The organism is Sphingomonas sp. PAMC 26621 (genome assembly GCF_000251145.1).
Taxonomy (GTDB): domain Bacteria; phylum Pseudomonadota; class Alphaproteobacteria; order Sphingomonadales; family Sphingomonadaceae; genus Sphingomonas.
In genome coordinates this window covers 16,082-40,503 of the sequence record NZ_AIDW01000004.1, presented here as the reverse complement: position 1 = coordinate 40,503, position 24,422 = coordinate 16,082, and the positions used below count along the sequence as shown (strand labels likewise).

Below are 24,422 nucleotides of genomic sequence, written 5' to 3'. Positions count from 1 at the left end.
GAGATGTGAAGGTGGTCGGTCATGCAGCCCTAAAATATGGCATTGTACCCCGTGAGGGCAAGGGGTCCGCGCAAACGAAAAGGGCGGCTCCCGTCGGGAACCGCCCTTCGTGGTCACAAAGCAGGATCGCTCAGGCGGCGACCTTGACCTTTTCGACCGCAACCGCGACCCGGTTCGAGATCGGCTGCGCGATCTCGCCGAGCAGCTTGACGTACCCCTCGGTGAACTTGGCGGTTTCCGCCATCATCGAATCCATCGCCTGCTTGGTCAGCTCGCTCTGGAGCTTGAAGAACTCGGTCGGCGACTTGATCGACGCGAACTGGCTGGCAGTGGCGTTGGCCTTTTCGACCGTGGTGCGGACATAGTCGCTGGTGTAGCGCGCGATATCCTCGGCGCCCTTCGCCGCGATCTTGCTCGACTCGACGACCGCCTCGAGGTTGCCCTTCGAGAATTCGTTGAGGTCGGCGATCATCTTCGAGCCCTTCTCCATCGCGGTCTTCGCCCGGTCGTTGACGTCGGCGAAGACGGTCTTGGCTTCGGCCTGCGCGGTGTCGGCAGCGGTGTTGATCGTGGCGGTAGCGTCCATGGTGCTGAAGTCCTTCTGCATGACGGCCGTCGCGGGTGCGATGGCGGGGGTTGGTGTCTGGGCTGGAGAAACGGAGACAACGGGAACCTGCGCCGGCACCGGTGCTGGCACGGATTCGGTACTTTCCACGGGAGCCAGCGGCACGGGTGCCGGCTTCGCCGTCGGTGCACGCGGAGTCGCGGGCTTGGAGACGGATTTCGGCGCAGGCTGCGCGACGAACGGAATGGGCGGGGCCTCGGTCACCGCCGCCGGAAGGGGCGGGGTCGAGTCGATCGGCTTGGCAATCCCCTTGGGGGGGACGGACTTGGGGCCTTTGCTGGCCATGACCGGGCTTCTCCTGAGCTACTTTTGCTGCGGCGCAATATAGCAGCAAAAGTAGCCTGGAACAATACCTATGTTGCACCGCAACATCAAAATCCAGTTTAGCGAAATTATTGATAAATCGCCGTTATCTCGCGCGTACGTAGAGTCCCGGAGCATCCTCCAAAGCGGACAGCGCGCCCTCCCCGGGAAGCCGCGCGCCCGTCGCGGCGACCTGTTCTTCCCCCATCGCCCGGAGCCACTCGCGCCAGTCCGGCCACCAGCTCCCCTTGGTCTCGGTCGCGCCCGCGACGAAATCCTCGAACCGTTCGGTCTCGCCCGGGTTGAGCCAATATTGGTATTTCTGCGCGGACGGCGGGTTGACCACGCCGGCGATATGTCCCGAGCCCGCGAGCACGAACCGCTTCGGCCCGATGAAGTGATGCATCATCGCCCACACGCTCTCCGCGGGCGCGATATGATCCTCGCGCCCCGCCTGAATATAGGCCGGGGTCGCCACGGTCGACAGGTCGATCGGCGTCCCCAGCGCCTGCATCTCGCCGGGCCTGGCGAGGCGATTGTCGCGGTACAGGTCGGTCAGATAGGCGATGTGCCACGCCGCGGGCAGGTTGGTCGTGTCGCCGTTCCAGTGGAGCAGGTCGAACGGCGCATAATCCTTGCCGAGCAAATAGTTGTTGGTGACGTAGTTCCAGATCAGGTCACGCCCGCGCAGCTGGTTGAACACCGCCGCCATATACCGCCCGTCGAGAAACCCGTCCCGCGTCAGCGAGCGGATCAGCGCGAGCTGGTCGTCCGCAACGAAATGGAGCAGCTCGCCTGCCTTCTCGAAATCGACCTGCGCGGTAAAGAAGGTCGCGCTCGCCACCTTGTCCGCCTCGCCGCGCGCGGTGAGGATCGCGAGCGTCGCCGCCAGCGTCGTCCCCGCGACGCAATAGCCGATCGTATGAACCGCCGGAACGTCGAGCACCGCGCGGATCGTGTCGACCGCGTCGATCTGCGCGGCGATATAATCGTCCCACACGACATGTTTCATCGTCTTGTCAGCCGAGCGCCACGAGACCATGAACACCGTGATCCCCTGCTCCACCGCCCAGCGGATGAAGCTCTTTTCAGGACTCAGATCTAGGATGTAGAAGCGGTTGATCCACGGCGGAAAGATGACCAGCGGGGCGGCCAGCACGGTCTCGGTCGTCGGGTTGTACTGGATCAGCTCGTACAAATCCGTGCGGTGGACGACCTTGCCCGGTGTCATCGCGATGTTGCGGCCGAGCTCGAACGCGCTCTGGTCGGTGTGCGTCAACTGCCCCTTGCCGAGATCGGCGAGCATGTTGTGCAGGCCCTTGAGCAGGTTCTCGCCCCGCGTCTCGATCGTCCGCGCGATCACCTCGGGGTTGGTGCCGGGGAAATTGGTCGGGCTCATCGCATCGAGGAACCCGCGCGCGGTAAAGCGCATCTGCTCGCGCTGCTTGTCGTCGATGCCCTCGACCGCCTCGACCTGTGCGAGCATTGTGTCGGCGACGAGGAAATAGCTTTGCCGGATGAAGTCGAACACCGGGTCGTTGTGCCAGCGCGGGTCCTTGAACCGCTTGTCGCGCGCATGGTCGGGCGATTCGGCGCGGGGCGCGGGCTTCGCCGGGTCGAGCATCCGTTGCCACAGCGACAGGCTCTCGCTCCAGAAATCGCGCGTCCGTGCGAGCGTCGCCGGGTCGGTGAAGCCGGGGATGGCGGGGAACAATGCGGTGTTCGCGGTCATCGTCGCCATGCCCTGTTCGAGCAGCATCTGCTGCGCCCGCCCGAGCACCCAGGTCCAGTGCTGCATGTCGGCAAGGCTGGGTGCGGAAGGGGGCGGCGCGGTGCCGGTCGGCGTGGTGGTATCCGAATCGGCCATGGCATCCTCGATCCTGTTTGCGCTCTTCTATCGTGCGGGCGCGGCGGCGTCATGCCGGATCGCACGGACGATCAACCGCTTGGCCGCATTGGGAAGTTCCCGCGCCGCTCCCCCGGCGCGCGACAGCCCCCACGGGGGGAGGAATTCGGCCACGCAACCAGCCACGACAGCTCTGGGGTGACGAAGCGCGTGCGATTGGCGTAAGGATCGGTCTCCTCAAGCCGGGTTCCGCGCAATGTCCGACGATTTCTATCGCATCAAACGCCTGCCACCGTACGTGATCGCGGAAGTGAACGCGATGCGCGCGGCGGCGCGGGCGAGCGGCGAGGACATCATCGATCTCGGCATGGGCAACCCCGACCTGCCCCCGCCGCCGCACGTCATCGAGAAACTGATCGAGGTCGCGCGCAAGCCCGACGCGCACGGCTACTCCCAGTCCAGGGGCATTCCCGGGCTGCGCAAGGCACAAGCCAATTACTACGGCCGCCGCTTCGGCGTCGATCTCGATCCCGAGACCGAGGTGGTCGTGACGATGGGCTCGAAGGAAGGGCTGGCGAGCCTGGCGACCGCGATCACCGCGCCGGGCGATGTCGTGCTCGCGCCCAACCCGTCCTATCCGATCCACACCTTCGGCTTCATCATCGCGGGCGCGACGATCCGCGCGGTCCCGACCACGCCCGACGAAGCCTATTTCGAATCGCTCGAACGCGCGATGGCGTTCACCGTCCCGCGCCCGTCGGTGCTGGTCGTCAACTATCCGTCGAACCCGACCGCCGAAGCGGTCGACCTCGCCTTCTACGAACGGCTCGTGGCGTGGGCGAAGGAGAACCAGGTCTGGATCCTCTCCGACCTCGCTTATTCCGAGCTTTATTACGACGGCAACCCGACGCCCTCGATCCTGCAGGTGCCCGGCGCCAAGGACATCGCGGTCGAATTCACGTCGCTCAGCAAGACCTATTCGATGGCGGGCTGGCGGATCGGCTTCGCGGTCGGCAACGCGAAACTGATCGCCGCCATGTCGCGGGTGAAGTCGTATCTTGATTATGGCGCATTCACCCCGATCCAGGCGGCGGCGTGCGCCGCGCTCAACGGGCCGCAGGATATCGTCGAGGCGAACCGCATCCTCTACCACAAGCGCCGCGACGTACTGGTCGAGAGCTTCGGCCGCGCCGGATGGGAGATCCCCGCCCCGCGCGCGTCGATGTTCGCCTGGGCGCCGCTCCCGCCCGCGCTCGCGCACCTAGGTAGCCTTGAGTTCTCCAAACAATTGCTGACAAGCGCCAACGTCGCGGTTGCGCCAGGGGTTGGCTATGGCGAGAACGGAGAAGGCTTTGTGCGCATCGCGATGGTCGAGAACGAACAGCGATTGCGGCAGGCCGCGCGCAACGTGAAGAAGTATCTCCAGTCGATGGGCGTCAACACGCCAAGCGCCAAGGCCGGTTGACCCAAGCCGGATGATCAATCCCCTGTATTCGATGGCGGGCGTGCTCGTCGGCCTCGTCGTCGGCTTGACCGGGGTCGGCGGCGGCTCGCTGATGACGCCGCTGCTCGTGCTCGCCTTCGGCTTCCACCCGGCGACCGCGGTCGGCACCGACCTGCTCTATGCCTCCGCGACCAAGACGGTCGGGACGACCGTCCATGGCTGGCGCGGAACGGTCGACTGGCGCGTGGTCGGGCGGCTCGCGGCCGGCAGCGTGCCCGCCGCGCTGCTCACGCTCGTCGCGCTGCATTACGAAGGCGAGCGGTCCGCCAATACCGGGCACGTCATTTCGGTCGTGCTCGGCATCACGCTGCTGCTGTCGGGAATCGCGACGCTGTTGCGCAAACGGATCGTCGCGGCGCTGGGGCAGCGGCTCGGCGCGGTGTCGCCCGGTCGACAGGCGCGGCTGACCGTGCTGCTCGGCGCGGTGCTGGGGGTGCTGGTGTCGCTGACGTCGGTCGGCGCGGGCGCGCTCGGGATGACCGCGCTGCTGATCCTCTACCCGACGCTGCCGATCAACCGGCTGGTCGGATCGGACATCGCGCACGCGGTGCCGCTGACGCTGCTCGGCGGGATCGGGCACTGGATCCTCGGTTCGGTCGACGGGGCGTTGCTCGTCTCGCTGCTGATCGGGTCGATCCCCGGAATCATCGTCGGCAGCCTGATCGCGACGCGCGTGTCGGACCGCGTGCTGAGCCCGATCCTCGCGGTCGTGCTGGCGATCGTCGGCATCAAGTTGCTGTTCTGAAGATGCGGGACGGGTTCGCCTTTTCGACGCGGTTCCGCGTGCGCTACGCCGAGATCGACGGGCAGAAGGTCGTCTTCAACTCGCGCTATCTCGAATATGCCGACGTTGCGGTCACCGAATTCTGGGAATGGACCGGGATCGGCGATGCGCTGGGCGCGGCGTGGCACGAGACCGAATTCCACGTGCGGCATACCGCGATCGATTTTCTCAAACCGTTCGTGCTCGGCGATACGGTCGAGGCGTTCGTGCGGATCAACCGGATCGGCGGGTCGAGCCTGACCCAGACGTTCGAGCTGTGCCACGCGGAGACGGGCGAATTGCACACCGTGATCGCGATGACGGTGGTCAACGTCCACCTGCCGACGGGCAAGGCGGTGAGGATCGCCGACGACGTGCGCGGGTTCCTGGAGCGGATCCCGGGGTAGGATCGGTTCTCCTGCGAACGCAGGAGCACGAGACCTCAGTTGTCCTTCACCCCGACCGTCAGGTCGAAGCGGATCCTGACCCACGCCCCGATCATCGGTTTCCCCCCGATCCGCGGCGGGCGCACGCGGAACTGCCACGCGGCCAGCCGCAACGCGCGCGACAGGCCCGATCCCGGAGGCGATTCGCCCAGCGAGCGGCAATTCTCGACGTGATAATCCTCGATCGTCTTGCACGCGATCAACCCGTAGCCGCTCTGCACCCCGGCGGGCAGATAGGTCGCCAGTTCGGCGCGGGTCGGCTCGCGATACCATTCGGCGTTATAAAGTGCCGCCCCGCCCGGTCCCTGCCCGGGACCATATGCCGCGACGCTGTCCTTGCCGGTTCCCTCGGAATCGCCCGACCCCTTGCTCGACGGGATCTTGCCGATGTCGGACGCGGCGAATTCGTCGTGGCTCAGCTCGATGAACTTCGGGCGCACCGGCGTGACGACGGGCGGCGGCGCGACCGGCGGCGGGGGCGCGGGCGAGGTCGTGCTGGTCGCCTGTTTCTGCTTGGTCGGCGTGCGGGTGCGCTGCGTCGGCTTGGGGCCGATCGCGGGGGCATCGGGCGGGACCTCGAAGGTCTTGAGCTCGCGTTGCGGCTTGGGCGGCGTGAAGACGCCGGTCCCGAGCTGCAACAGCAACAACGCGACCAGACCCTCGACGACCAGCGCAAGGATGATCCCGCGCGCCCGGCCGCGATCATTGGAAGAACGATAAGACGAGGATGCCATCAATACGGTGCCCAGAGCGCGTTTTGGCGCGCTGCACGATAATCGGGGCGATTCAAAGGCCCGTCCGTCCGCATGACGGCGATTTCATCCGACATGCGCGGCCTGGCCCCGTCAACCCGCATCGGCGCTTTGCGTCGTCCAGCCGAGCGTCGGGATCGTCACCGAACGCTTCCCCGCAAGGTCGATCCGCGTGACGAACAGGTTGCGCCCCTCGATATAGCTGAGCACGCGCCGCGCGCGCCCGAGCGAACTAGTGCCATAAGTCTGCGCGATCTCGGCATCGCTCGGGCAGGGCAGCCCCTCGCGCGCCGCCTTCGCCACGAGCAGGAACGCGCCGAGCATCTCGTCGGGAAGTTCGTGCGCGGTCGCGATCGCCTCGGCCCAGTCGCCGTCGAGCCCGTCGAGGATGCCCGCACGCGCCGCCGCCAGCCGCCGCGCGAAGCCCGAGGGATCGAGCGGCGCGGGCGACACGCCGACCATCCGGCAGCGCACCTGGAAATCCTGGTACAGGATCGCCGCGGGCCGAGCGGTCGAATCCGGATCCTCGACGATCGCGGACAGCACGTCACGGACGACCGCGGCGAGCTCCTCGTCGGTGTGGCGCGGCACTTCGGGAACGGGATCGGGGATCGAGTCCGCCGCGATCCGGTCGATCACCTTGGCGGCGGGTGCGGGGCGCGGCGGGGGCGCGGGCATCGGCATCGGTTCCTCGAGACCGAGCAGCAGCAACTGCTTCATCTCGCCGGTCGGGGCCTGCGGGAGCGGCGTCAGCACCGGCCCGCCACCGCGCGACCCGGTCTCGACCGAACCGACCTTGATCGACACCGGACGGCGGCTGACCGCCGGCCCGAGCGCGAGGAAGGTGCCGCGCGGGAGATCGCGGATCTGTTCGGCCTGGCGCCGCTCCATGCCGAGCAGGTCCGCCGCGCGCGCCATGTCGATGTCGAGGAAGGTGCGCCCCATCAGGAAGTTGGAGGCTTCCGCCGCAACGTTCTTGGCGAGCTTCGCCAGCCGCTGCGTCGCGATGATCCCGGCAAGCCCGCGCTTGCGCCCGCGACACATCAAATTGGTCATCGCGCCGAGCGACGCGCGCCGGACCTCTTCGCTCACTTCCGCACCCATCGACGGCGCGAACACCTGCGCCTCGTCGACCACGACGAGCGCCGGGAACCAATGCTCGCGCGGCGCATCGAACAGCGCGGAGAGGAAGGCGGCGGCGCAGCGCATCTGCCCCTCCATTTCGAGTCCTTCGAGATCGAGCACCACCGACGAGCGATGCTCGCGGATCCGCGTGCCGAACCGCGCGATCTCGCCGACCGAATAATCCGCCGCCGAAATCGCGATATGGCCGTAGGCGTCGGCGAGCGTGACGAAATCGCCCTCGGGGTCGATGATGATCTGCTGGACCTGCCCCGCGCTGCGTTCGAGCAGTCGGCGCAGCAGATGCGACTTTCCCGAGCCGGAATTGCCCTGGACCAGCAGTCGTGTCGCCAGCAATTCCTCGAGATCGATCGGTACCGACCGCCCGCCCGTGTCGAGCCCCATGTCGACTTGAAATGTCATGGCCGTCCAATGGCCGATGCCGGGGGGCATGAGCAAGCGCGGTGACGGGTCCGGGGGCGGAATTCGACGCCGCGCGCCGTGCGGGCGGTCAAAGCCCGAGCACGCCCTGTTCCGGAAGCGCACCGTCGTTCGCGGCCGAGCGACGGATTCGCGTGCGCTCCCCCGGGGCGTCGGCGACACCGCCCTCGAGCCGCAGTTGCGTCGGCGCGAGCGGTTCGACCCGCGGCAGCGCGAACCGGATCAGATCGCACCCCGTCCGCAGATCGAGCGGATCGGCGAGCGCGGCGATCCGTTCGCGGAACAGCCGGACGAGCAGCGCGGGATCGCGCACCGGGAGCGCGGTCTTGATCGCAAGCGTGCGGACGGTGCCGTCGCTGTGGAACAGCCGGATGCAGAACCGCCGCCCGCCCTGGTGCCGCGCTTCCAGCACCGCGGTCGCCTCAGCCGCGAGCGCGGTGATCGCAGCGTGGAGCGGTCTGATCCGCGTGATCGGGGCCGCGAAGCCGCGTTCGAAGGTGAGCGCGGGCAGGCGACGCCGCGGATCGAGGCCATCGTCGTCGGTCCCGAACAGCCGTTCGAGCGCCTCGGCGGTATCCTCGCCGAAATGCTCGGCGATCGCGGCGGCGGGACACGCGGCGAGGTCGCCGATCGTCTTCACCTTGGCGTCGCGGAGCGTCGCCAACGTATCCGCGGGCAGTCGCAGCGCCGCGACGTCGAGCCGCCGCAACGCCGCCGCCGCGTTCGCGGCGGGTATCGTCCGGAAGCGGGCGAGCGCCTGCGCGGCAGCGGGGGTGCCGGCAAGCCCGTGACGGATGTCGTCGCTCCAATGGCCCAGACGCGTTTCGAGGTCCGTCAGCAGCGCGTCCTCGCCGCCGAACGTTTCCGCGCATTCGGTCAGGTCGAGCGTGATCCCGTCCGATTCGTCGAGCGCGACCATCGGCGTGTAGCGCTCGCACAGATCGGCGATCCGCTCGATCCAGTCCTGGTCCGCCTCGGGCGCTACGTCGTGGATCGCAAGGTCGGGCACGAGCGCCTGCGCCGCCGCAACCGGCATCCCGGGCGCGACCCCATGCGCCTGCGCACGCGAATCGACCGCGCTGACGCGGATCGTCCCGCCCTCCCGCGCCACCAGCACCAGCGGCGCGTGCGTAGGCCCGGCGTCGCCCGGGGCACGCCGCGCCCGGTCGCTCGACAGGAAGGGGAACCACAAAGCGAGATACCGCCGCTCGGGTTCCGCCACCGCCGCAACGGCCCGGCGCGCCGCTCGCGCGGAAACTTGTTTGGTCACAGTTCCACTCCACCAGCCAAAGCGCGCCAACGGGGTCGCGACGCGACCGACTCTGACTCAGTGTTCGTCCTATGTTCCGTATCGTTCAGATCGGCGGAGGGGTCAAGTTCGGGTCGTTCGCAAGCTAAGCATGACGGCGGGTCTAACCTTAGACACCGTTGTCACAAAACTGGTCAAACCACTTGACAGATTTGCCGACGCTCTGGTCTAACAGATCCAATCGACGGCAATCCGACGGGCAAAAGTCCGCATATGCTTCCGGGGAGGACAGACACATGAACACCACCGCACGCTCGCGCCTTCACCTCGCAACCGCTGCTGCCGCGCTCGCGACGGCGCTGATGGCCGCCGCCGCGCAGGCGCAGACCGCACCCACCGCGACGCCGCCCGTGCAGGCGCCAAGCACCGAACAGACCGTCGCGCAGCCGGTGCCAAGCGACGACATCGTCGTCACCGCGCAACGCCGTTCGGAAAACCTCCAGACCGTCCCCGTCGCGATCAGCGTCGTCGGCGCGGAAGCCTTGCGCAGCGGCAACGTCAACAGCGCGGAGACGCTCGACCGGCTCGTCCCGTCGCTGACCTTCAAGCGCGGCACCGCCAACGTCAATTCGACGATCGCGATCCGCGGGATCGGGACGCAGTCCTTCGCCTCTGGCGCCGAGCCGAGCGTGTCGACGATCATCGACGGCGTCGTCTACGGCCGCTCCGGCATGGCGACGCAGGATTTCGCCGACATCGACCGGATCGAAGTGCTGCGCGGGCCACAGGGCACGCTGTTCGGCAAGAACGCCTCGGCGGGCGCGCTCAACATCGTGACGCGGGCGCCGAGCAGCGTGCTCGCCGCCGACGCCTCGGTCGCCTATTTCGACAAGAACGAAGTCCGCGCGACCGCCAACCTGTCGGGCCCGCTCAGCCAGAACATCGCCGCGCGGATCGGCGGCTATTACGGCTATTATAACGGCAACGCGCGCAACGTGTACAACGACAAGATCGTCAACGGCTACAAGCGCTGGGGGATCAAGGGCAAGGTTCGCGGCGACTTCGGCGACCTGACCGTCACGCTCGCGGCGGATTATTCGCATGCCAACGACGATTGCTGCGGCGACGTGCTCGGCACCACCATCCCAAACGCGCAGTTCAGCAACATCTTCCTGCCGCAGCAAGGCGCGGTCGTCCCGCGCTTCGGCAACCGCGACATCAACAACAATTTCGGCCCGGGCACGACCGACACCAACACCGGCGGCTCCGCGACGATCGACCTCAAGCTCGGCGATCACACGCTGACCTCGATCACCGCCTATCGCAACTGGAAGAACCGCCAGCTGCGCGACGGCGATTTCGGGTCGCAGAGCGGGCAATATGTCGCCGCCGCCTCCGCCACCACGCCCAATGCCGCGACGCAGAACATCGACCAGCGCGACGACGGTGCGCTCGATTTCAACCAGTATAGCCAGGAAGTCCGGATCGCCTCGCCGACCGGCCAGCTGATCGAATATGTCGCAGGCGGGTTCTTCTGGTGGACCAAGGAGCATGACACGTTCACGCGCTCCGACACCTTCTGCTCGGCCTCGACGCTGCCGATCGACGCGACCGGCTTCCGCCCGTGCAGCACTGCGCCCGGCGTCAGCACCTTTACCACCGCGACCGGCCCCGCCGCGTGGAACACGCGGTTCCGCAGCCAGGCGGGGTTCGCGCAGGCGACCGTCAACGTCAGCGAGGCGTTCAAGCTGATCGGCGGGATCCGCTACACGCATGACACCGTGTCCTACGATTATGCGCGCACCAACACCCCCGCCGGGGTCGCCGCCGCGCTGCGCCCCGGCATCCAGGGCCCCTTCACCTTCGCCGAGCGCACCAGCGCGAACGGCGTTTCGGGCAAGGCGGGCGTCCAGTTCCAGGCGACCCGCGACGTGATGCTCTACGGCACCTATTCGCGCGGGTATAAGGGGCCGGCGCTCAATGTGTTCTACTCGATCACTGCGAACAACACCGGCGCGATCTCGCCCGAGACGAGCAACGCGTTCGAACTGGGCGCGAAGACCAAGCTGTTCGACCGGCGGCTGACGCTCAACCTGGCGCTCTACAGCCAGGTGCTCGACAATTTCCAGGCGAACAGCTTCGTCACCATCCCGCCGCAGACCTTCGTCACGCTCACCAACGCGGGGCGCGTCCGCTCGCGCGGGGTCGAGATGGATTTCAGCTGGCGCCCGACCGACCGGATCTCGTTCAACGGCGGCTACACCTATAACGAGGGGACGATCCGCGAATTCCGCTGTAACGCGGCGACGCTCACCCCCGCGCAGCTCGCGACCTGCGTCGCGCACAATGGCAAGCCGCTGCCGTTCGCGCCGAAGCACAAGTTCAACATCGGCGGCGACTGGAAACTGCCGGTCGACGATGTGCTGCCGTTCACCGTCCGGCTGGGTTCGGCGATCGCCTATTCGAGCCGGATCAATTTCGACCTCGACCAGACCCCGCTCGCGCAACAGGCACCCTATGCCCTTGTCGATGCGAACCTCACCTTCGCCACCCGAGACGGTCGGTATGAAGTCGCGCTGATCGGCAAGAACCTGACCGACAAATATTACACCAGCTTCGTCACGCCCGCGGGCAATGGTGTCAGCGCCTTGTCCTATGCGCGATTGCAGGTGCCGCGCGATGCGCAACGCTACTTCGGCGTGCGGCTCGGGGTCAAATACTGACGATCCCGCATGGTTAATTGCCCTGAGAGCGCGGCGGGAGACCTGCCGCGTTCTTTTCATTGGCGATTCCTGAACATCTCCTTAATCGCCGCCACCGCCCACACCCGCTGTTGCTGCAATGCAACAGGTTCCGGCAAAGGTCGATTTTGCGCGGATCGCTTTGTGTCCTGACGGGTTTGGCGGACCTCAACGGAGAACACACATGCGCAAATTTCTGATCGTAGCAGCCGCTGCAGCGGCATTCACGGCTGGCGCCGCATCGGCCCAGGACGTGACGACCACGTCGGCAGAGACCGCGAACACGTCGAACACGTCGTTCCGCGGCTTTCGCCTCGAAGGCAACGCCGGTGGCGATCGCTTCCAGTCGCAGGGCCAGCACAACGACAAGTTCGGCTACGGCGCGACGATCGGCTTCGACGGCATGATCGGCCAGCGGATCGTCGTCGGCCCGGAAGCGACCTACTGGAACGCAGACGGCGGCAATGAGAATTGCACCGGCGTCAGCAACGGGACGGTCTGCCACAAGTCATTCGAAGAGTTCGGCGTCGGCGTCCGTGCGGGTTACCTCGTCACGCCGCGCGCGCTCGTCTTCGGCAAGGGCGGCTGGGTCACGAACGAGCAGCGCAAGCGCTTCGACACGACGGCAGCAGGCCAGCAGTCGTTCTACGATCACGTCAACACGACCGGCTACCAGGTCGGCGGCGGCGTCGAGTACACGGTCGTCGAAGGCCGCCTGCCGGTCTATGCGAACGCACAGTATGTGTACTCGCAGTATAACGACCACACCTCGCGTCAGCGGATCATGGGCGGCATCGGCGTTCGCTTCAAGTAAGCGAACCGCCGTTCCGGCAGAGAGGGGCGCGCCCAGCGATGGGCGCGCCCTTTTTCGTGGCTCGAGCGGTTACAGCGTGACCCGGTAGATCGGACGATTGCCCGCCTGGCGTTCGGCCGTGCCGCCTTCGATCACGGTCTCGCGGGTTTCGGTGACGGGCAGGACGATCGAGATCGTGTTTGCCGATGATGCGGGGCCGTGTGATGTCACTTTGAGGGTGATGGTCTTGGCGGTCGCCACGCCTTCGATCCGCCAGACCTGCGGCTCGCTCCCGGCGCTTTCGCCATCGTCGTCATACCCGTCCCAGTCGAACGCCCCCGCCCCGACCGGAGGGAACAGCCAGACCCCAAGCTCCGGCACACCGGCGCGGAACCCGCCCGCCGCAAGATCGACCAGCATCGCCGACCCCGCGCGCGCGAACAGCGGCGGCGGGCCATCGAGCGGTGCGGGCACGTCATGCGCCCCGCCGCCGTCGAGCACCGCGCCGGTCCACACGTCATACCAGTGCCCCTGCCCCGGCAACCGCACGCGGCGAGTCGTTGCGCCAGGCTCGACCACGATCGCCGCGAGCACGTCGCGCCCGATCATGTGATCGTCGCCATCGACCCACGCGCCCGCATCCTCGGGATGATCGAGCCACACGGGCCGCAGCACCGGCGCATAATCGCGCGCATAGCGGTGCAGCAGGTCGTTGAAGAACGGGATCAGCGTCTGCCGCAGCGCCATCAGCCGCCGGATCGCGGGGAGCGCATCGGCGTGCATCCACGGTTCGTTGACGGTGCGGTCGTCGTTCCAGCTATGGATGCTGAAGCGCGGCATCAGTACGCCTGCCTGGACCCAGCGCACCAGCAGTTCGGCATCGGGCGCGGGGCCGGAGAAGCCGCCGACGTCATGCCCGCTGTTCGACACCCCCGACAGCGCTAGCCCCAGCCCCATCTTGAGATTGTACCGCAGCGTCTTCCATTCGGTGCGATTGTCGCCCGACCAGGTCTGCCCGTAGCGCTGGAGCCCCGCCATCCCCGACCGTGTGACGACATAGGGCCGGACGCCCGGCTCATGCGCGACCTGCGCCGCGCGCGACGCGCGCATCATCAGCAGCGCCTGGAGCGGAAGCGCATCGGCGGCGGGGCGCGGCGCCCCGAAACCGTGGATTCGTGCGCGCGCGTCCCACACTTCATATTCGTTATTGTCGTTCCACGTCGCCGCGATGCCGCGGTCGAGCAACGCGGTCGTCACCTGTCCGCGCCACCAGGCGGCGGTCGCGGGGTTGGTGAAATCGAGATAGACCCCCGGCGCGTCCCAGAATTGCGCCTCGGTCGGCACGCCGTCCGAGTCCGCGACGAGCAGCCCGGCGTCGCGGACTTCGGCGATGCGCGGATGATCGAGCAGCATCGCGGGTTTGATGTTCGCGACCAGCCGGACGCCTGCCGCCGCATAGCTCGCCGCGAAACCCGAAGGATCCGGGAATTTGTCGCGGTTCCAGTGGAACACGTAGCGCGTGTCGCCGATCGACGTGTAGCCCGACGACAGATGGAACGAGCCGCAGCCGATATCATGCGTCTCGAGGCCGGTGATGAACTCGGCCATCCGCACCTGTGCATCGGGCGCGTCGGTGTAGGTCATCGTCGACCCCGAATAGCCGAGCGACCAGCGCGGCGGCATCGCGGGCTTGCCGGTCAGCCAGGTGAAGCGCCGCGTCACCGCCGCCGGATCGGGGCCAGCGATCATGTACAGGTCGAGATCGCCGCTTTCCGCCACCATGTGCCGATACGGCCCATGGTAATTGTCCATTTCCCGCCCGAAGTCGAAGGTGACGCGCGCGAGCGTATCGTAGAATGCGCCGTGGCTAACGCCGTCGTCCTGCGCGGTCAGGATGTACGGGATCGTCTTGTACAGCGGGTCCGACGTCTCGGCGTCATACCCCATCGGATCGACGCTGTTCAGCCGGAAGCGCCGCCCGCTGCGGTCCATCGCGCCCGCGCGCTCGCCGAGGCCATAGTGGCGCTCGCCCGGCTGGCGCGCGACATAATGATAGGTGCGCCCGTCCCACCAGCCGAAGTCGTAGGCCTGCGTCGGGCGATCCGCCGCCATCGTCCGCCAGCCGCCGCCGACGCGTTGTTCCCAGACGCAGCGGAAGCCGTCGAGCGCGACCGTCAGCCGGATCCGCGCGGTCTCGATCACGAGCTGCCCGGGCGTCTCGGTCAGTGCGAAGTCGGGCAAGGCAAAGCCATCGGTCGCCATCCGGTCGCGCCCGGGTTCGGCGATATCCTCGGCCCCCGGCGCGATTGCCCAGCTCGGCATGCTGGTGACGGTGCCATCGGCGAGCAGCAGCAGCCGGACCACATCCTCCTCGAGCACGAACACATGCGCGACCTGCCCGCTATCCGCGCGGAGCGTCACGCGCCCGGGCTCGCGCTCGGCGACCGCGAACAGCGGGGGAGCGGAAAGCGTCGCGCGTCTCATGCCAGCACCTTTTTCTCGGAAATCGCGAGCCGCCCGATCGTCAGGATCAGCACCCCAGCCCCGACCAGATCGAACACCGCGAGGCACGCGAACAACGGGCCATAGCCGATCGTATCCGCCAACTGCCCGATCGCGAGCGAGAACAGCAGCCCGCCGGTCCACCCCGCCATCCCGACGAAGCCATTGGCGGTGCCGACCTCCTCGGGGGTGAAGACATCGGCGGACAGCGTGTTGATCAGCACCGAGATCATCTGGTGCGCAAACCCGCCGACGCAGAACAGCGCGATCGCGACCATCGGCCCCGACGCCAGCCCGATGCACCCCGGCGCGATCATCAGCACCGCGCCGATCGCGATCCCCGCGACCCGCGACGGAATCAGCTTCATCCCGGCGCGCTTCATCAGGAACGGCGAGAGATATCCGCCGAGGATCCCCCCGAGATCGGCGGCGAGAAACGGCAACCACGCGAACAGCGCGATCTGCTTGAGGTCCATCCCACGCTCGGTCACGAGATACAGCGGGATCCAGAAGCTGAACGTCTGCCACGCGGGTTCGGCGAGGAACCGCGGCAGTGCGATCGCCCAGAAGCGCCGGGTGCGGAGAATCGCCTTGGCCGAAACCTTCCCCGGAACCACCGCCGGGCGGTCCGCCGCGATCAGTGCCTGTTCCTCGGGGGTGATCGCGAAATGGTCGGCGGGGGAGCGGTAGAAGGCGTACCACAGCGCCGCCCACACCAGCCCGAGCGCGCCGGTGACGATGAACGCCATCCGCCAGTCATACAGCGCGCTGATCCCGATCACGACCGGCGGCGCGAGCACCGCGCCGAGCGACGTCCCCGCGTTGAACCACCCGGTCGCGACCGAACGGCTGCGCGCGGGAAACCATTCGGCGATCGTCTTCATGCCCGACGGAATCGCCGCCGCCTCGCTCAACCCGAGCAGCCCGCGGAAGAAGGCGAGCCCCTGCCAGCCCCCGGCAAAGGCGTGGAGCATGTTCGCGACCGACCAGGCGATCGCGAACAGCGCGAAGCCGATGCGTAACCCGACCGAATCGACGATATAGCCGCACACCGGCTGCATCACCGTATAGGCGAGCTGGAACGCGCCGACGATGTAGCTGTACTGCTCGGTCGAGAAATGCAGCTCGGTCTTGAGTTGCGGCGCGAGCACGCCGAGCGAGTTGCGCGCGAGATAGTTGAGGATCGTCCCGAGCGAGACGAGCCCCACGATCCACCAGCGCAGCCCGCGGAGCTTCACCCGCCGCTCCGCCGACCGCCGATGGCGGAGGGGGCGCTCACCAGTTCCACATCGTGCCGTCGCGCAGCCGCGCGATCGGCAACTGGCGCGGATCGTACGGATATTTCGCGGCCTCGGTCTCGTCGATATCGACGCCGTGGCCCGGCGCGTCGCCCGGATGGAGCATCCCCGCCTCGAACGTATAGGCATGCGGGAAGACCGCGTCGGTCTCGGGGGTGTGCCGCATATATTCCTGGATCCCGAAATTGGGGACCCAGCTCTGGAAATGCAGCGACGCGCCCATCGTCACCGGCGACAGGTCGGTCGCGCCGTGGCAGCCGGTGCGGACCTGCCAGATCGCCGCGAAATCGGCGATCCGGCGCAGATGCGTGATCCCGCCCGCCCCCACGATCGTCGCGCGGATGTAATCGATCAACTGGTTCTGGATCAGGTCCTTGCAGTCCCACAAGGTGTTGAACACCTCGCCGACCGCGAGCGGCGTGGTGCTGTGCTGGCGGATCAGCTTGAACGCTTCCTGGTTTTCGGCCGGGGTCGCATCCTCGAGCCAGAACAGGTCATAGGGTTCGAGCGACTTGGCGAGCTTGGCGGCTTCCTGCGGGGTCAGCCGGTGGTGCGCGTCGTGGAGCAGCAGCGGGGTGTCGCCGAACTTGGAGCGCAGCGCATCGAACAGTTTCGGCGTGTGGCGCAGATATTCGGGTGTCGACCAGATCGTCTCGCTCGCGAGCGCGGCATCGGCGGGTTCGTAGAACAGCTTGTCGGTCGACACGCCGTACGGCTTGTCGAGCCCGGGGACGCCGCTCTGCGCGCGGATCGCGTGATAGCCGAGGTCGATATAGCGCGCGACCTCGTCGCTGGTGTGCGCGATGTCCGCGCCATTGGCATGACCATAGACCATCACGCCATCCCGGCTCTTGCCGCCGAGCAGGTCGTAGACCGGCGCGCCGAGCGCCTTGCCCTTGATGTCCCACAAGGCGACGTCGACCGCGGCGATCGCGCGCATCGTCACCGGGCCGCGCCGCCAATAGGCACCCCGGTACAGCAATTGCCAGATGTCCTCGATCCGGCGCGCATCGCGACCGATCAGCAACGGGCAGACGTGATCTTCCAGATAGCTGACCACCGCCTTCTCGCGCCCGTTGAGGGTCGCGTCGCCGATTCCGTAGACGCCCTCGTCGGTCACGATCTTCAGGGTCACGAAATTGCGACCCGGGCTGGTCACGATCACGCGGGCTTCGCGAATGCGCATCTCGACTTGTCCTCTCCGTCGTTGGGGTTACGCTAGCAGAGCCGATCCGGCGTGTCTATATTGGCCTGACCAATTTTTGAGGAGTTGTCGCATGGCGGTTCAGCCACGCGAAGAGGGCAATCGCCTGTACGCACAAGTCGCGCGAACGCTTGCCGCGCGTATCGCCGAAGGCGTGTATCCGCTGGGCGGGCGGCTGCCGTCGGAACGCGACATCGCCGCCTCCACCGGCGTGTCGCGGCCGACCGTGCGCGAGGCGATCCTCGCGCTCGAGCTCGACGGACTGGTCGAGGTGCGCACCGGCTCCGGCGTCTATGTCGCCGCGCTCACGCCATCGCGCGCGCAGGCGGACACTAGCGGGTTCGGTCCGTTCGAGATCCTCGAGGCACGCGCGCTGATCGAGGGCGAGACCTGCGCGCTTGCCGCGACGCTGATCGACGATGCCGGGGTCAGCGCGCTCGCCGCGATGATCGACGCGATGGAGCTCGAGAACGAGCGCGACGTCGAGCGGTCGGAGGAGATCGACCGGCGCTTCCATCTCGGTATCGCCGAGGCGACGCAGAACAGCGCGCTCGTCGCAGCGGTCGATTCGCTTTGGGCCGCGCGCGACCGTTCGCCGCAATATCGGTTGCTGTCGGACAAGGTCCGCCGTGCCGGGATCAAGCCGCGCGCGGGCGAGCACAATGCGATCCTCGCCGCTTTACGCCAGCGCAACCCGCACGCCGCGCGCAACGCAATGCGCGACCATCTGCGCCGCGTGATCGATTCGCTGTTGCAGGCGACCGAGAGCGAGGCGGTCGAACAGGCGATCGAACAGGCCCGCGCGACGGTCGCCGCGACGCGGCAGCGGTACAGTGGGATCGCGTGATGGAAACGGCGGGCGTTTAATTGTCCGTTCTGCTCCGCCCCATCCCGCCGTCATGCTGAACGTGTTTCAGCATCCACCGTGCAACGACCATCGACCGGGGTTGCGGCACGGTGGACCCTGAAACACGTTCAGGGCGACGCCGGTAATTCAAAGAACTAGCTGTGATCATGCCGGCCGGATGTCGCTCGTCTTGAACGCCGCGACGATCGGCGATGGATCCTCGAACTCGGTCTCGTAGCTGAACGCCGTCGACAGCCGCGCCCAGGGGAGTGCCGACCGCGTGAAGATTTCCGCGATCGGGCGGACCCAGGTGGGATCGTCCAGCGACGACGGGCGGACGATCACGCTGTCGGGTGATCCGGTCGTCGTCGTATGCGTCCAGCCCGCGCACTCGGGGCAGACGTAGCGGGTCGAGGTCGCCCCCGATTCCGCCTGCTTGTCGAGTGCGAGCGGGGGCGTGTCGGACGTAACGGTGAACCCGTCCTTCGCGACCGCAAGCCCGAGCGAGAACGCCGACGCGGTCATCTGCTGGCAGTCGGTGCAGTGGCACGCCATGGTGAACAAGGGCGGCTGGTCGATCCGGTACCGGATCGTGCCGCAAAAGCAGCCGCCATCGAGCGGGAGAGCGAAATCGGTCATGGCACCCCCAACGCACCAACCTGCATTCGGTGGCACGCCCGGTGGTCGGGCGGTTTGTCCAAGTGACAGCGAGTCCTTCGCAGGCTAGCGCAAACGCGATGGGTCCGCTCCGTATCCTCTTGCGACGCAACGCGCTTGCCACCTGGATGGTGATTGCGGCGGCGGTGCTGATGAAGGCGATCGTGCCCGCGGGTTTCATGCCGGAGCGGACCGCGAGTGGGATCGCGGTGGTGCTGTGCCCGGGAATGGCGACGGCGCCCGAGCGCGCGGGCGTCATGCCTGGAATGGCGGACCCTGCGCTGTCGCCGCATCGCAAGGGGCATGACCAGGCCCCGGCAAAACCCGATGTCCCCTGTGCCTTCGCGGGGCTGACCGCGCCGAGCTTCGGCGGGATCGACCTCGTCCTGCTGGCGATCGCGGTCGCCGCGACGCTCGCGGCCGCGCGCCTGTTCGCTCCGAACGCGCCGATCGCGCGCCGCGCGTTCCTGCGCCCGCCGTTGCGCGGCCCGCCCGCGGTCGCTTGAGCCTTGCCGGGGAGGGTCCGCCACCCGCCCCAGAGGATCGATCGCGCGCCGCTTGCGCGCATCGGACAGGAATTTCCCATGACAGAACGTACCCGCTCTCGCGGTGCGGCCGTGACGCTCGCCGCGCCGGCCGGCCCCGTGCCGATTGCCGTCCCCCGATCGCGGGCGTCGGCCCCTGCGAGAAGACCATGAGCGTCCAGGCGCCGGGGACCCGTTGGTACAATACGGTGTGGCGCTGGCATTTTTATGCCGGCCTGCTGTGCATCCCGTTCGTCCTGTGGCTCGCGCTGACCGGGTCGCTGTACCTGTGGCGGCCGCAGGTGGAAGCCTGGCTCGACCAGCGGTTCGACCACCTCGCGACCAGCGCGCCCGCGCGATCGCCCGATGCGCAGGTCGATGCGGCGCTTCGCGCGGTGCCGGGGGCTAGCCTGCGGAGCTACGTGCAGCCCGATGCGCCGGGCCACGCCGTGCGCGTCATCGTCACCAGCGGTGGCGTGGACACGCGCGTCTATGTCGACCCCGCGACACTGGCGGTGTTGCACGTCGCCCCCGAGGCGACCCGGCTGTTCCCGTTGCTCTCCCGACTCCACGGCGAACTGCTCGCGGGGACGATCGGGAGCAGTATCGTCGAGATCGCCGCGTGCTGGGCGGTGACGATGCTGCTGACCGGGCTGTACCTGTGGTGGCCACGCGCGCGGCGGGGGCTCGGCGGGGTGCTGTATCCGCGCCTTCGCGGCGGCAAGCGGCTGTTCTGGCGCGATCTTCATGCGACGGCCGGGATCTGGGTATCGCTGTTCGCGATCGGGCTGATCGTGACAGGACTGCCCTGGGCGAACGTTTGGGGCAGCTATCTGGTCGAGATCCGCGCGCTGACGGGGACGAGCAACGGGCCGGTCGACTGGACGATCGGGGGCAAGCCCCCCAAGCCCGATCCCGCCGCCGACCTGCATGCGGACCATATGGGGATGGCCGGGATGGCCGGGATGATGGCGCAACGAAGCCCCGCCGCGCCCCCCGGGGGCGACCTTTCCCGGGTCGTGCTCGCGGCGCGGCCGCTCGCGCTCGCGCCGCCGGTGCTGGTAGCGCCCCCCAAGACGCCCGGCGCGCCGTGGAAGGTCTCGTCCGACGCCGCCGACCGCCCCTTGCGCGCCGAGGCGACGATCGACGGGGCGACCGGGCAGATCCTCCACCGCAGCGACTTTGCCGAGCGCCACTGGATCGACCGGCTGATCGGTTATGGCATCGCGGCGCACGAGGGCGCGCTGTTCGGGCTCGCCAACCAGATCGCGGGGACGCTGACCGCGCTGCTGCTCGCGCTGCTCGCCGGGTCGGGCGCGGTGCTGTGGTGGCGCCGGCGCCCGGTCGGGTTGCTCGGCGCGCCGATCCCGCTCAAGCGCCCGCGTTATGGACCGGTGCTGATCGGCGGCATCGTCGCGCTCGGCCTGTCCATGCCGCTGTTCGGCGCGACCCTTCTGCTGGTGCTCGCGGTCGAACGGCTGGTGCTGCGCAACCTCCGCAGTCCGAGGAAGTGGCTGGGGCTGTCGCGAGTGTAGCGCGCGCGCCCTTACACCATCAGCGCCTCGATCGCCTCCGCCATCGCGACGTCCTTGTGCGACAGCCCGCCCGCGTCGTGCGTGGTCAGCGCGATGTCGACGCGATTCCAAACGTTCGACCATTCGGGATGATGATCCGCCTTTTCCGCAAGGAACGCGACACGCGTCATGAACGCGAACGCCTCGCTGAAATCGGCGAAGGTGAAGCGCCGCGTGATCGCATCGCGCGATTCGTCATAATCCCATTCGTCGAGCGCATCGAGCGCGGCGGCCCGGTCTTCGTCGTTCAGCGGCTCCACCGTCACCTAATGCTCTCCCGCTGGCGCAAGGCGCGCCATCGCCGTAAGACTTAGCGCATGGCGCAGACCGATCAACTCCCGCCCGATGCCGACACGATCGAATCGATCGCGCGGGCGACGATCGCCGGGCTCCCGCCCGAATTCCGCGCGCATCTCGGCGACGTCGTGCTGATCGTCGAGGAGTTCGCCGACGACGAGACGCTCGATGCGCTCGGGATCGAGGATCCGTTCGACCTGTCGGGGGTCTATCACGGCCGCCCGGTGGGCGAGAAATCGTCGATGGATTCAGGGACGCTGCCCGACCGGATCCACCTCTACCGCCGCGCGATCCTCGACGAATGGATCGCGACCGGCGTCGGGCTGACCGCGCTGGTCGCGCATGTCACGATCCACGAGATCGGGCATCATTTCGGGCTTTCGGATGCCGACATGCACGCGCTGGAAGCGGCGGCGTCGGACCGGTGAGCGACCACCCCGCCGCCTTCGCCTTTTCGGGGGTCAGCTGCGTGCGCGGCGGGCGGCGGCTGTTCGAGGCGCTGTCCTTCGCGCTTGCGCCTGGCGACGCTGGGCTCGTGTCGGGGCCGAACGGGGTCGGCAAGTCGAGCTTGCTCCGGATCGCGGCGGGGTTGCTCCGCCCGGCCGCCGGAACCGTGACGCATCCCGCGACGCGCGCGTTGCTCGCGGAGGCGCATGCGCTCGACCCCGCGCGGCGGCTGATCGATGCGCTCGCCTTCTGGGCCTCGCTCGATCCCGACACCGCCGCGGCGCGCGACCGGGCGCTGCGCGCGCTGGCGGACGTCGATCTCGCAGCGATCGCCGAAGTCCCGGTCCGGCTGCTCTCGACCGGTCAGCGCCGCCGCGCCGCGCTGGCGCGCGTCGTCGCCAGCGGCGCGACGCTGTGGCTGCTCGACGAACCCGCCAATGGGCTGGACGTCGCCAGCGTCACGATGCTCGAACGGCTGGTCGCGCGGCATCGCGCGGCGGGCGGGATCGCGCTGGTCGCGACTCACCAGCCGCTCGCACTCCCCGCCGCGCAGCCGATAGACCTGTCATGCTGACGTTGATCGCGCGCGACCTGCGGATCGGCTGGGCAAGCGGCGGAATCGTCAATGCGGTCGCCTTCTTCCTGCTCGTCACGATCCTGTTCCCCTTCGCGGTCGGGCCAGATACCGTGCTGCTCGCGCGCATCGGAGGGGGCGTCATCTGGGCCGCCGCGCTGCTCGCCGCGCTGATGCCGGTCGAGCGGCTGGTCGGCCCCGACCTCGACAGCGGCGTTATCGATCAGCTTGCGGTGCGCGGGGTGAGCCTGTCGGCGGTCGCGGCGGCCAAGATCGTCGCGCACTGGCTCGGCTTCGGGCCGCCGCTGATGCTCGCCGCGGTCCTTGCCGCTGGCTTGCTCGGCCTGCCCGCCGCGACGCTCGCCGCGGTCGAGCTCGGGTTGCTGATCGGTACCCCGGGGCTGGCGGCACTCGCGGTCGCGACGTCCGCGCTGGTGACGGGGTTGCGCGGCGCGGGCTCGGTCGCCGGGTTGGTGATGCTGCCGCTTGCGGTCCCGCTGCTGATCTTCGGCGCGGGCTCGATCGAGGGCGGAATGGGCGCGCTCAAGCTGCTCGGCGCGGTCAGCCTGCTGTTGCTCGCGGGCGCGCCGTTCGTCGCGGCGGCGGCGATGCGCGCGGGAATGGAGTAAGCCGCGGCTTTCCGCCAAGACGATCGCTGCGGCCGGATGATCAAGCTGGATCGGATCGGTCCAGTATTCGAGTTGCAATCTTTCCAGAGCCGTTATAATTTTGGCAAGCGCTACTGATACATTCCGTGTGCCCGTTCGTACTGTTCACAAGCAGCTACCATAGGCGAACTTTCTTGATGACCACTATAGACACTATAGTGACACCGGAAGATCAAGACCTCGTAACCATCGTTATCATCAACTATAATTATGCGGCGTATCTTGCGACCGCGATCGATAGCGCGCTCGCGCAGGATCATCCCGCGATCCAGACCGTCGTCGTCGATGACGGATCCAGCGACGGGTCGCGCCATATCATAGAATCCTACGGTTCCGCGGTCGAGGCGCTCTACTGTCCGAACAGGGGGCATTCGGCGGCGCTGAATACCGGTTACGCGCGCGCGCGGGGAAACGCTGTCCTGTTCCTCGACGCGGACGACCTGCTCCATCCGACCTGTATCTCGACCGCGCTGCGAAACCTGATGCCGGGCGACGTCAAGATCCAGTTCCAGCTCGAAACGATCGATCCACAAGGGGTCAGCCAGGCGATGGCGTTCCCGTATTTCAGTGCGGCGTTCACGCCCGCCGAAGTGCGCCGCCAATCGCTGCTGTCCGGCTGGTATGCCTGGACCGTATCGACCGGCAATCTGTACCGCCGGCAGTATCTGGATGCGGTGTTGCCGCTGGACGACACCAAGATCTACCGATCGCCCGACGGCTATCTGAACAAATTGGCGCCCTTGTTCGGCAACGTTCGGTCGTTGGCGGTCCCGCTCGGGGCCTACCGCGTGCATGGTCGCAACCAATGGGCGTCGGCGGCCGGTGCCTGGGATATCGCGGCGGCCGTTCGCTGGCTCAGGTTCGAAAGCGCACTTGAGGACGCCTTCCTGCGCGTTGCCGCGCACCGGGGTATTGCCGTCCGCCGCCCATTGTTGTCGAGCTTTCACCAGTTGGAGAGTCGTATCCTGGTGTTGCGCTTCGCCACGGATCGCCCGCTGCCGGACGACAGCCGGCGAAAGGCCATCGCTGCGGCGCTGAACTGGTTGCTGTTGCTGCGGACGGACGGATGGGCGGGCGGCATCGGTCGACTGAGCTGGCTGCTGTTCTTAGCTTTCGCGCCGCGGGACATGGCGCTTGCGCAGATGCGCGTGGCGCGCGCGCAATCGGGTCGCTCGCTGTTCTGGCGACGGGCGGTCAACTGGACGCGGCGGTTGTGAACCGATGGCGCGCTGCGATGGGGGGGGG

23 protein-coding genes are annotated in these 24,422 nt (G+C 67.6%); 12 read left to right on the top strand and 11 right to left on the bottom strand.

Annotated features, from left to right (window positions below; genetic code table 11):
- Positions 1-130: 130 nt before the first annotated feature.
- The 3 genes from phaP to RI03_RS25030 all read right to left on the bottom strand — a co-directional run bounded on the left by phaP (position 131) and on the right by RI03_RS25030 (position 2,948).
- Positions 131-910, bottom strand: coding sequence for a phasin family protein (phaP, locus tag RI03_RS24430; protein WP_238542193.1), 780 nt, complete (start codon positions 908-910; stop codon positions 131-133).
- A 124-nt stretch (positions 911-1,034) separates the two neighbouring features.
- Positions 1,035-2,795, bottom strand: a complete 1,761-nt coding sequence (locus RI03_RS01430) for a PHA/PHB synthase family protein (RefSeq protein ID WP_010214665.1) — start codon at positions 2,793-2,795, stop codon at positions 1,035-1,037.
- A 27-nt stretch (positions 2,796-2,822) separates the two neighbouring features.
- Positions 2,823-2,948, bottom strand: a complete 126-nt coding sequence (locus tag RI03_RS25030) for a hypothetical protein (protein WP_274517548.1) — start codon at positions 2,946-2,948, stop codon at positions 2,823-2,825.
- Between the two features lie 82 nt (positions 2,949-3,030).
- Here RI03_RS25030 and RI03_RS01425 point away from each other — a divergent pair, with 82 nt between their 5' ends.
- From RI03_RS01425 to RI03_RS01415, 3 genes are read left to right on the top strand one after another with little or no spacing between them, the layout of a single operon-like run.
- Entirely contained in the window at positions 3,031-4,239 is a 1,209-nt protein-coding gene (locus tag RI03_RS01425; protein ID WP_010214664.1) for an LL-diaminopimelate aminotransferase, read from the top strand.
- Positions 4,240-4,249: 10 nt separating this feature from the next.
- Positions 4,250-5,023, top strand: coding sequence for a sulfite exporter TauE/SafE family protein (locus RI03_RS01420; RefSeq protein WP_010161355.1), 774 nt, complete (start codon positions 4,250-4,252; stop codon positions 5,021-5,023).
- A gap of 2 nt (positions 5,024-5,025) precedes the next feature.
- Positions 5,026-5,448 (top strand): acyl-CoA thioesterase, encoded by a 423-nt coding sequence (locus RI03_RS01415; RefSeq protein ID WP_010214663.1) that lies wholly within the window; start codon positions 5,026-5,028, stop codon positions 5,446-5,448.
- A 35-nt stretch (positions 5,449-5,483) separates the two neighbouring features.
- On the opposite strand, the gene RI03_RS01410 is transcribed toward RI03_RS01415, so the two are convergent.
- From RI03_RS01410 to RI03_RS01400, 3 genes are all read right to left on the bottom strand, one after another.
- A complete protein-coding gene (locus RI03_RS01410; protein WP_010161357.1) occupies positions 5,484-6,221 on the bottom strand; it encodes a hypothetical protein in 738 nt (245 codons plus the stop codon).
- A gap of 111 nt (positions 6,222-6,332) precedes the next feature.
- Complete coding sequence (locus tag RI03_RS01405; RefSeq protein WP_026046353.1) at positions 6,333-7,784, bottom strand: ATP-binding protein; 1,452 nt, start codon at positions 7,782-7,784, stop codon at positions 6,333-6,335.
- Between the two features lie 88 nt (positions 7,785-7,872).
- Positions 7,873-9,072: a Y-family DNA polymerase gene (locus RI03_RS01400; RefSeq protein WP_138995578.1), complete on the bottom strand. Its 1,200-nt coding sequence runs from the start codon at positions 9,070-9,072 to the stop codon at positions 7,873-7,875.
- A gap of 275 nt (positions 9,073-9,347) precedes the next feature.
- Between RI03_RS01400 and RI03_RS01395 the strand changes: the two genes are divergently transcribed.
- Positions 9,348-11,774 (top strand): TonB-dependent receptor, encoded by a 2,427-nt coding sequence (locus RI03_RS01395; protein ID WP_010214658.1) that lies wholly within the window; start codon positions 9,348-9,350, stop codon positions 11,772-11,774.
- Between the two features lie 202 nt (positions 11,775-11,976).
- Complete coding sequence (locus tag RI03_RS01390; RefSeq protein WP_010214656.1) at positions 11,977-12,606, top strand: outer membrane protein; 630 nt, start codon at positions 11,977-11,979, stop codon at positions 12,604-12,606.
- Between the two features lie 69 nt (positions 12,607-12,675).
- On the opposite strand, the gene RI03_RS01385 is transcribed toward RI03_RS01390, so the two are convergent.
- Genes RI03_RS01385 through manD form a run of 3 tightly spaced genes read right to left on the bottom strand, consistent with a single transcriptional unit; the run spans position 12,676 to position 17,571 of the window.
- Positions 12,676-15,069 carry a glycoside hydrolase family 31 protein gene (locus RI03_RS01385; protein ID WP_010214655.1) on the bottom strand — a complete coding sequence of 798 codons (2,394 nt, stop codon included), beginning with the start codon at positions 15,067-15,069 and terminating at the stop codon, positions 12,676-12,678.
- Positions 15,066-16,325: an MFS transporter gene (locus RI03_RS01380; RefSeq protein ID WP_010214653.1), complete on the bottom strand. Its 1,260-nt coding sequence runs from the start codon at positions 16,323-16,325 to the stop codon at positions 15,066-15,068. The genes RI03_RS01385 and RI03_RS01380 overlap by 4 nt, the downstream gene beginning before the upstream one ends.
- Positions 16,326-16,362: 37 nt before the next feature.
- Positions 16,363-17,571 (bottom strand): D-mannonate dehydratase ManD, encoded by a 1,209-nt coding sequence (manD, locus tag RI03_RS01375; RefSeq protein WP_010214652.1) that lies wholly within the window; start codon positions 17,569-17,571, stop codon positions 16,363-16,365.
- 91 nt (positions 17,572-17,662) lie between these two features.
- Between manD and RI03_RS01370 the strand changes: the two genes are divergently transcribed.
- Positions 17,663-18,436: a FadR/GntR family transcriptional regulator gene (locus tag RI03_RS01370; protein WP_010214651.1), complete on the top strand. Its 774-nt coding sequence runs from the start codon at positions 17,663-17,665 to the stop codon at positions 18,434-18,436.
- Between the two features lie 165 nt (positions 18,437-18,601).
- Here the strand turns inward: RI03_RS01370 and RI03_RS01365 are convergent, their stop codons facing one another.
- Positions 18,602-19,075, bottom strand: a complete 474-nt coding sequence (locus RI03_RS01365; RefSeq protein ID WP_010214649.1) for a GFA family protein — start codon at positions 19,073-19,075, stop codon at positions 18,602-18,604.
- 98 nt (positions 19,076-19,173) lie between these two features.
- On the opposite strand from RI03_RS01365, the gene RI03_RS01360 reads away from it, so the two are divergent.
- Positions 19,174-19,599 carry a DUF2946 family protein gene (locus RI03_RS01360; protein WP_010214648.1) on the top strand — a complete coding sequence of 142 codons (426 nt, stop codon included), beginning with the start codon at positions 19,174-19,176 and terminating at the stop codon, positions 19,597-19,599.
- A 188-nt stretch (positions 19,600-19,787) separates the two neighbouring features.
- Complete coding sequence (locus RI03_RS01355; RefSeq protein WP_010214647.1) at positions 19,788-21,152, top strand: PepSY-associated TM helix domain-containing protein; 1,365 nt, start codon at positions 19,788-19,790, stop codon at positions 21,150-21,152.
- An 11-nt stretch (positions 21,153-21,163) separates the two neighbouring features.
- Here RI03_RS01355 and RI03_RS01350 read toward each other — a convergent pair whose 3' ends face one another.
- Complete coding sequence (locus tag RI03_RS01350) at positions 21,164-21,457, bottom strand: 4a-hydroxytetrahydrobiopterin dehydratase (RefSeq protein ID WP_010214646.1); 294 nt, start codon at positions 21,455-21,457, stop codon at positions 21,164-21,166.
- 51 nt (positions 21,458-21,508) lie between these two features.
- Here RI03_RS01350 and RI03_RS01345 point away from each other — a divergent pair, with 51 nt between their 5' ends.
- The 4 genes from RI03_RS01345 (at position 21,509) to RI03_RS01330 (ending at position 24,394) form a co-directional block, all read left to right on the top strand.
- A complete protein-coding gene (locus tag RI03_RS01345; protein ID WP_010214644.1) occupies positions 21,509-21,916 on the top strand; it encodes a metallopeptidase family protein in 408 nt (135 codons plus the stop codon).
- Positions 21,913-22,509 (top strand): heme ABC exporter ATP-binding protein CcmA, encoded by a 597-nt coding sequence (gene ccmA, locus RI03_RS01340; protein ID WP_010214643.1) that lies wholly within the window; start codon positions 21,913-21,915, stop codon positions 22,507-22,509. The genes RI03_RS01345 and ccmA overlap by 4 nt, the downstream gene beginning before the upstream one ends.
- Positions 22,503-23,138 carry a heme exporter protein CcmB gene (locus RI03_RS01335; protein WP_010214642.1) on the top strand — a complete coding sequence of 212 codons (636 nt, stop codon included), beginning with the start codon at positions 22,503-22,505 and terminating at the stop codon, positions 23,136-23,138. Before ccmA ends, RI03_RS01335 begins: the two co-directional genes overlap by 7 nt.
- A gap of 197 nt (positions 23,139-23,335) precedes the next feature.
- Positions 23,336-24,394, top strand: coding sequence for a glycosyltransferase family 2 protein (locus RI03_RS01330; RefSeq protein ID WP_010214641.1), 1,059 nt, complete (start codon positions 23,336-23,338; stop codon positions 24,392-24,394).
- Positions 24,395-24,422 lie beyond the last annotated feature (28 nt).

What these genes read in the sequence shown, in the direction of transcription:
- manD (WP_010214652.1), bottom strand. Translation starts at nt 17,571, where the DNA reads ATGCGCATTCGCGAAGCCCGCGTGATCGTGACCAGCCCGGGTCGCAAT.
- RI03_RS01385 (WP_010214655.1), bottom strand. Translation starts at nt 15,069, where the DNA reads ATGAGACGCGCGACGCTTTCCGCTCCCCCGCTGTTCGCGGTCGCCGAG.
- RI03_RS01410 (WP_010161357.1), bottom strand. Translation starts at nt 6,221, where the DNA reads ATGGCATCCTCGTCTTATCGTTCTTCCAATGATCGCGGCCGGGCGCGC.
- RI03_RS01370 (WP_010214651.1), top strand. Translation starts at nt 17,663, where the DNA reads ATGGCGGTTCAGCCACGCGAAGAGGGCAATCGCCTGTACGCACAAGTC.
- RI03_RS01405 (WP_026046353.1), bottom strand. Translation starts at nt 7,784, where the DNA reads ATGACATTTCAAGTCGACATGGGGCTCGACACGGGCGGGCGGTCGGTA.
- RI03_RS01360 (WP_010214648.1), top strand. Translation starts at nt 19,174, where the DNA reads ATGGGTCCGCTCCGTATCCTCTTGCGACGCAACGCGCTTGCCACCTGG.
- RI03_RS01390 (WP_010214656.1), top strand. Translation starts at nt 11,977, where the DNA reads ATGCGCAAATTTCTGATCGTAGCAGCCGCTGCAGCGGCATTCACGGCT.
- RI03_RS01335 (WP_010214642.1), top strand. Translation starts at nt 22,503, where the DNA reads ATGCTGACGTTGATCGCGCGCGACCTGCGGATCGGCTGGGCAAGCGGC.
- RI03_RS01420 (WP_010161355.1), top strand. Translation starts at nt 4,250, where the DNA reads ATGATCAATCCCCTGTATTCGATGGCGGGCGTGCTCGTCGGCCTCGTC.
- phaP (WP_238542193.1), bottom strand. Translation starts at nt 910, where the DNA reads ATGGCCAGCAAAGGCCCCAAGTCCGTCCCCCCCAAGGGGATTGCCAAG.
- RI03_RS01355 (WP_010214647.1), top strand. Translation starts at nt 19,788, where the DNA reads ATGAGCGTCCAGGCGCCGGGGACCCGTTGGTACAATACGGTGTGGCGC.
- RI03_RS01430 (WP_010214665.1), bottom strand. Translation starts at nt 2,795, where the DNA reads ATGGCCGATTCGGATACCACCACGCCGACCGGCACCGCGCCGCCCCCT.
- RI03_RS01425 (WP_010214664.1), top strand. Translation starts at nt 3,031, where the DNA reads ATGTCCGACGATTTCTATCGCATCAAACGCCTGCCACCGTACGTGATC.
- RI03_RS01345 (WP_010214644.1), top strand. Translation starts at nt 21,509, where the DNA reads ATGGCGCAGACCGATCAACTCCCGCCCGATGCCGACACGATCGAATCG.
- RI03_RS01395 (WP_010214658.1), top strand. Translation starts at nt 9,348, where the DNA reads ATGAACACCACCGCACGCTCGCGCCTTCACCTCGCAACCGCTGCTGCC.
- RI03_RS01415 (WP_010214663.1), top strand. Translation starts at nt 5,026, where the DNA reads ATGCGGGACGGGTTCGCCTTTTCGACGCGGTTCCGCGTGCGCTACGCC.
- RI03_RS01365 (WP_010214649.1), bottom strand. Translation starts at nt 19,075, where the DNA reads ATGACCGATTTCGCTCTCCCGCTCGATGGCGGCTGCTTTTGCGGCACG.